Here is a 5,331-nt window from a genome sequence, read left to right as displayed (position 1 = left end):
CAGCGCGCAGCCGAACAAGTACCCCGCCTCGGGCGTCGCCGCGGCGGTCAGGGTGGCGGACGGCACGGGCACCGGCGCCAGGGGCCCGCTGTAGAGGGCGACCGCGCCGGGCGTTGCCCCACCGGCGATCGTGGCCAGGCCGCAGGCGCCGCCGGGGCGGCCGACGGCGATCGTCCCGCCGTCGCCGCTGACGGCGACGGCGCCGCCGCTGAAGCTGCCGGCCGCGCCCGCGATCGCGGTCCCGGCGCTGCTGTCGGCCCAGCCGCCGCCGCGCCGGTAGACGTAGGCCGCGCCCGCGTTCGCGCTCCGCGTCGGCGCGCCGACGACCGCGGTCGTCCCGTCGGCGGAGAGCGCGACCGCGCTGCCGAAGCCGTCGCCGGATTCGGGGGTCGGCGGCTGCAGCGTGGCTCGCTGCGTCCAGGCGTCGCCGGTGCGATCGAAGACGTAGGCCCGCGAGCTGGTCGGCGCGCCGACGACCAGCGTGGCCCCGTCCGCGGAGAGCGCGATCGCCGTGCCGAAGCCGGTCCCGGCCACCGAGACGGCTGGAAGGATCGTCGCCCGCTGCTCGTAGGCCGCCGTCGCCGGTCCCGCCAAGACCAGGCAGGCGACCGCCACGATCGTCGCGATCGCTCCGCCGGCTCGCTTCGTCGCCATCCCTGCACCACCCCCGGTTCGTACGCGGAGCCGTGACCGCGGCCCCGCTGGCGAAGGTAGCAGCCGCTCGCGGGGACGACGCCGGACGGTGGCCGGCGGGCGCCGGGTCCGCTAGCCGGTGGCCCGCCAGGCGACGGGCGGCTGCTCCGGCGCCACCAGCGTCCGCGTGCTGCCGTCCAGCTCGAGCAGCAGCACGCGGCCGCCGCCCGATCCGGTGGCGTAGCGGCCGGCCGCCCGCACGGCGTCGCTCTTGCGGACGTGGCGTGAACTGGGGTGCGCGGCTCCGCAGCGCCGCACCTCCCAGTACCCGTAGTCGTCGAACCGCACTCCGAAGTCAGCCACCGAGCGTCCCCTGAACGTCCGTCGCTTTTCGGCGGACGGTCTCATGCCGGTCGGACGGCTTCGCCGAGCGGCGCGGCGCCAGGGCGGCTCCGTCCCGCTCCGCGTCACGCCAGCGCCAGCAGCTGCGCCTCGCGCGCGGCCGACAGGGGCGCCGGACGGTGCTCGGCGCGCCAGTCGCCCAGCTCCCGCTCGCCGCCGTCGCGCAGCCAGGCGGCGACGTCGGCGATCGTCTCCGCCAGCGGCCGGCAGCGGAGCCCGGCCGCCTGGGCGCGCGCGGTCCCCATCCGCCAGGTGCCGGCCGCGGACTCCGGCATCCAGAGCGGCAGCTCGGCCCACGGCTCGACCCCGGCGCCGGCCAGCGCCGGCTCGTCGATCCAGCGCGGCCGGGCGTCGGAGCCGGTCGCCGCGATCGCCAGGTCGAGGACCTCGCCGAAGGTCGTCTGGCCGATCGGCGCGGTGCCGTTGAACGCCCCGGCCGTCCGCCGCTCCGCCAGCTCGACCATCCAGCCGGCCAGGTCGCGGGCGTCGATCAGCTGCAGCGACCGCCCGGGGTCGCCGGGCGCGGGCAGCGGGCCGCCGGCGGCGACCCGGCGGACCCACCACGGCAGCCGGAAGACGTTGTCGTGGGGGCCGACCAGCAACCCGGCGCGGACGCACGCCACCCGGCCCGGCATCGCGGCCTGGAGCGCCCGCTCGCCCGCCGCCTTCTGGGGACCGTAGCCGTCGTCGACGGTGGTCCAGGTCGGCGTGCCCTCGTCGACCGGCTCGTCCGGCCACGTCGGGTAGGCGTTGCCGGTCGAGACGAAGACGTAGTGGCCGACGTCGAGCTGCCCCGCGGCCTCGGCGTGCGCGGCCCGGTAGCAGGAGGTGTCGATCACGGCGTCCCAGGAGCGCCCCCGCAACGGCGTCAGATCGGCCCGGTCGCCACGCACGTGCTCGACCTCCGGGAACAGGCCCGCGCCGTGCAGGCCACGCGTGTAGAGCGTCGGCTCGTGCCCGCGGGCGAGCGCCGCGTCGGTCACGTGGCGCCCCAGGAAGACCGTGCCGCCGAGGATCAGGATCCGCATGATGCGCAACCTATCAGTTGCGCATTAGCTCCGGTCGATCGCGATCGGCGGCGCGGTGCCGGCCTATACTCGTCGCTCAAGGACGTCTATCGAGAGGGGTCTCCTTGCCCCACGTACGTCCGCTCCGGCCGCCCGGCACCACCGTGTCCCGAGGCGCCAGAACGCAGGTCCCCGCCGAGCGCGAGCGACGCACCACCGACGGCCGCGCCGCGGAGGGCGTGCGACTGCGTCGCGCACCCGACGGCACCGGCGACGGCGTGCTCGCCACGCAGCCGTTCGCCACCGGCGACACCGTGATGGTCGGCTTCCTGATCGGGGAGCTGACCGGCAACGACTCGCACGCGACCCAGGTCGGCCCGGACCGGTGGGCCCGCCATGGCGGCCTCGGGCCGAAGGTCAACCACTCCTGCGACCCCAACTGCGGGGTCCGCCTGAACGAGGGCCACGCGTTCGACTTCGTCGCCCGCCGCGCGATCGCCGCCGGCGGCGAGCTGACCTTCGACTACGCGATGCGCAACTTCACGATCGACCACTTCCCGGCGATCTGCCTCTGCGGCGCCGAGCGCTGCCGCGGCTCGGTGACCGGCTGGAAGGACCTGCCCGCCGCCCGCAAGGCGGACTACGGCGAGCTCGTCGCGCCGTACCTGCGGGCGATGGACGAGCGGTCCGCCGCGGTGGCGACGCCCGTCCCCTGAGCTGAGGAGTACCCCCTAGGGGTATAGGTGGTAGGGTCCGGCTCCCGATACCCCATGGGGGTATAAGTCCGTGGGGTCGGAGCCGGCCCCACCCAAGCTCGAGGAGCTTCCGATGCCACCGAACCCCAAGCGCTGGGCCGCCCTCTGGGTGATCGCCCTGGCGCAGTTCATGGTGATCATGGACACGTCGATCATCGGCGTGGCCCTGCCCGAGATCCAGGCCGATCTCGGCTTCGACCCCGAGAGCCTCTCGTGGGTCTTCAACGCCTACGTCGTCGCGCTCGGCGGCCTGCTGCTGCTCGGCGGCCGCCTGGCGGACCTGCTCGGCGCCCGCCGCGTCTTCCTGGCCGGCTGGGCCGTGCTGGCCGCCGGGTCCCTGGCCGCCGGCCTCGCCGGGTCGATCGGGGTCGAGATCGCGGCCCGCGCCGTCCAGGGAGCGGGCGCGGCGCTGATCGCCCCCGCGGCGCTGACGCTGCTGATGATGCTGTTCGGCAGCCAGCCGAAGGAGCTGATGAAGGCCTTCGCGATCTACGGCGCGGCGGCGCCCGCCGGCGGCACCGCGGGCGTCTTCCTCGGCGGCGTGATCACCGAGTGGCTCAGCTGGCCGTGGGTCTTCCTCGTCAACGTCCCGATCGCGCTCGCGGTGCTGGCGATCGCTCCCGGCCTGATGCCGGGCGGCGCCCGTCGCCGCGGCTCGATCGACCTGCTCGGCGCGCTGCTGGCGACGGCCGGCCTGGCGGCGACCGTCTTCGGCGTCGTCCGCGCTCCCGCCGAGGGCTGGGGGTCGGCGACGACGCTGCTGACGATCGGCGGCGGCCTCGTCGCCCTGGGGCTGTTCGTCGTCGTCCAGGCCCGGCGCCGCGAGCCGCTGATGCGCCTGGGCATCCTGCGGACGCCGAACCTCGCGGCCGCCAACCTGGCCCAGTTGCTGCTCGGGGCCGCGTGGGTCCCGATGTGGTACTTCCTCAACCTCTACCTGCAGCAGGTGCTCGGGCTCGGGGCGTTCGCCGGCGGCGCGGCGCTGCTGCCGATGACCGGGGCGATCATGCTGATGATGGTCGTGGTCGCGCCGCGGGTGATGGGGCGCTTCGGAGCGCGGACGTCGATCGTCGCCGGCCTGCTGGTGCTCGCCGGCGGTCTGCTGATCCTCTCGCTCGTGCGGGCGGACGGCTCGTTCGCCGTCGACGTCCTGCCGGCGTCGCTGCTCGCGGCGATCGGCATGGGGATCGCGTTCATCCCCTCGCTCGGGACCGCGATCCAGTCGGCGGCGCCGGAGGAGGGCGGGCTCGCCTCGGGGATCGTCAACACCAGCTACCAGGTCGGCTCGGCGCTCGGCCTGGCCGCGATGACCGCGCTCGCGTCCGCCCAGGGCGCCGGCCGGCTCGGCGATCCCGCGGCGCTCAGCGACGGCTTCTCCGCGGCCTTCCTCGGCGCGGCCGGGATCGCGGTGGCCGGGGCGCTGCTGGCGGCGGCGCTGCTGCGGAGCGGTGCGCCGAGCTCGTCGCCGGCGGGCGACGGCGAGCCCTCGACGGCGGGCTGATCGCCGGTGGTCGCGCGGCGCGGGGTGGCGCTGCGCGACGGCCGGGTCGGGTCAGTAGCCGTCGCCCGCGTCGCGCTCGACGTAGCGGCGCCCGAAGTCGCGTCCGGGGCAGCCGCCCCGGCGGTCCTTGCGGTGGAACGGCAGCCGGACGATCACCTGGGCCTGGTTGTTCTCCTCGTCGGACTCGAGGATCGCGTTCCCGGGGTCGGCGATGTGGACGTAGGCGAAGCAGCCGCGCAGGCCGCTGACGTCGATCCACTGCTCGGGGTAGTCGGGCGGGTAGACGTCCGACCAGCCCGGCGAGGTGCCGAGCGTCGCCCGGCGTCGCTTGCGGTCGGTGCTGCACGCCGGGTAGACCGCGCGCCGCGGCGAGCGGGCCAGGTGCGGCTCGGTCCGCTCCAGGTCGCGCAGGCAGTAGGCGACCTTCGGGCCGACCCGGACCCGCTCGGCGCGCTCGCCCTGGGCGTCGAGCGTCCACAGCTCGAACCGCGCCGCGTCGTGGAACTTCCACCAACGGCGGTCCAGATGCGCCTTCTTGAACTGCAGCCGTCCGCCGTTGTCGAGCTTCAGGTGGCCGCCGCCGACCCGGTCGACGTACTGGCGCGCGGCCATCCAGCCCGATCGCGTCCGCCGCCCGCGCAGCTCGGCCGGACCGGCGCCGACGCTGTCGATCGAGTTCCCGGCCCGCAGCAGCGTCCGCCCGCGACGAGCGCGCCGATCGACCCGGATCCCGAACGGCCGGCTCATCATCAGGTCGGGGCAGCGGAGCGTGGCCGCCTCGGGCCCGAGGCAGGGGTTGACGGTCGCCGTGGCGGCGGCTGGCGCGGGCCGCGCGGCTGGCTCGCCGGCGACGATCGCGACCCCGGCGGCCCCGGGAACGACGATCGCCGCGAGCGCCACCCCAGCCACCCGCCGGATCTGGAGCTTCGACACGGCGCGGACCCTAGATGATCGACGGCCGCGACCAGACTCACGACACCGGCGCGGCGATCACCTCGATCGCCCGCCGCAGGCCGGCGACCCGCGCCGCCAG

At 75.9% G+C, this 5,331-nt stretch carries 6 protein-coding genes; 2 read left to right on the top strand and 4 right to left on the bottom strand.

Annotated elements, in window-relative coordinates; genetic code table 11:
• The 3 genes from PAI11_RS24220 to PAI11_RS10230 all read right to left on the bottom strand — a co-directional run.
• Window positions 1-654 (bottom strand): FG-GAP repeat protein (locus tag PAI11_RS24220; RefSeq protein ID WP_211656576.1); only part of this gene is annotated, 654 nt, incomplete at its 3' end.
• Between the two features lie 111 nt (window positions 655-765).
• Window positions 766-996 (bottom strand): DUF2188 domain-containing protein, encoded by a 231-nt coding sequence (locus tag PAI11_RS10235; protein WP_138974213.1) that lies wholly within the window; start codon window positions 994-996, stop codon window positions 766-768.
• Window positions 997-1,100: 104 nt separating this feature from the next.
• A complete protein-coding gene (locus PAI11_RS10230) occupies window positions 1,101-2,063 on the bottom strand; it encodes an NAD-dependent epimerase/dehydratase family protein (protein WP_007573969.1) in 963 nt (320 codons plus the stop codon).
• Between the two features lie 218 nt (window positions 2,064-2,281).
• On the opposite strand from PAI11_RS10230, the gene PAI11_RS10225 reads away from it, so the two are divergent.
• Window positions 2,282-2,758: an SET domain-containing protein-lysine N-methyltransferase gene (locus PAI11_RS10225; protein ID WP_007573967.1), complete on the top strand. Its 477-nt coding sequence runs from the start codon at window positions 2,282-2,284 to the stop codon at window positions 2,756-2,758.
• A 112-nt stretch (window positions 2,759-2,870) separates the two neighbouring features.
• Window positions 2,871-4,298 carry an MFS transporter gene (locus PAI11_RS10220; RefSeq protein WP_007573966.1) on the top strand — a complete coding sequence of 476 codons (1,428 nt, stop codon included), beginning with the start codon at window positions 2,871-2,873 and terminating at the stop codon, window positions 4,296-4,298.
• 51 nt (window positions 4,299-4,349) lie between these two features.
• Here the strand turns inward: PAI11_RS10220 and PAI11_RS10215 are convergent, their stop codons facing one another.
• On the bottom strand, window positions 4,350-5,231 hold the full coding sequence (locus PAI11_RS10215) for a lysyl oxidase family protein (protein WP_007573964.1): 882 nt from the start codon (window positions 5,229-5,231) through the stop codon (window positions 4,350-4,352).
• Between the last annotated feature and the right edge of the window lie 100 nt (window positions 5,232-5,331).

This window comes from Patulibacter medicamentivorans (assembly GCF_000240225.1).
GTDB classification, from domain to species: Bacteria; Actinomycetota; Thermoleophilia; order Solirubrobacterales; family Solirubrobacteraceae; genus Patulibacter; species Patulibacter medicamentivorans.
Note: the sequence above shows the minus strand (reverse complement) of the source record. Positions and strands in the feature narration are given on the sequence as shown.

Excerpts from the sequence above, each read along its gene's own strand:
- PAI11_RS10230 (WP_007573969.1), bottom strand. The coding sequence starts at position 2,063 with ATGCGGATCCTGATCCTCGGCGGCACGGTCTTCCTGGGGCGCCACGTG.
- PAI11_RS10220 (WP_007573966.1), top strand. The coding sequence starts at position 2,871 with ATGCCACCGAACCCCAAGCGCTGGGCCGCCCTCTGGGTGATCGCCCTG.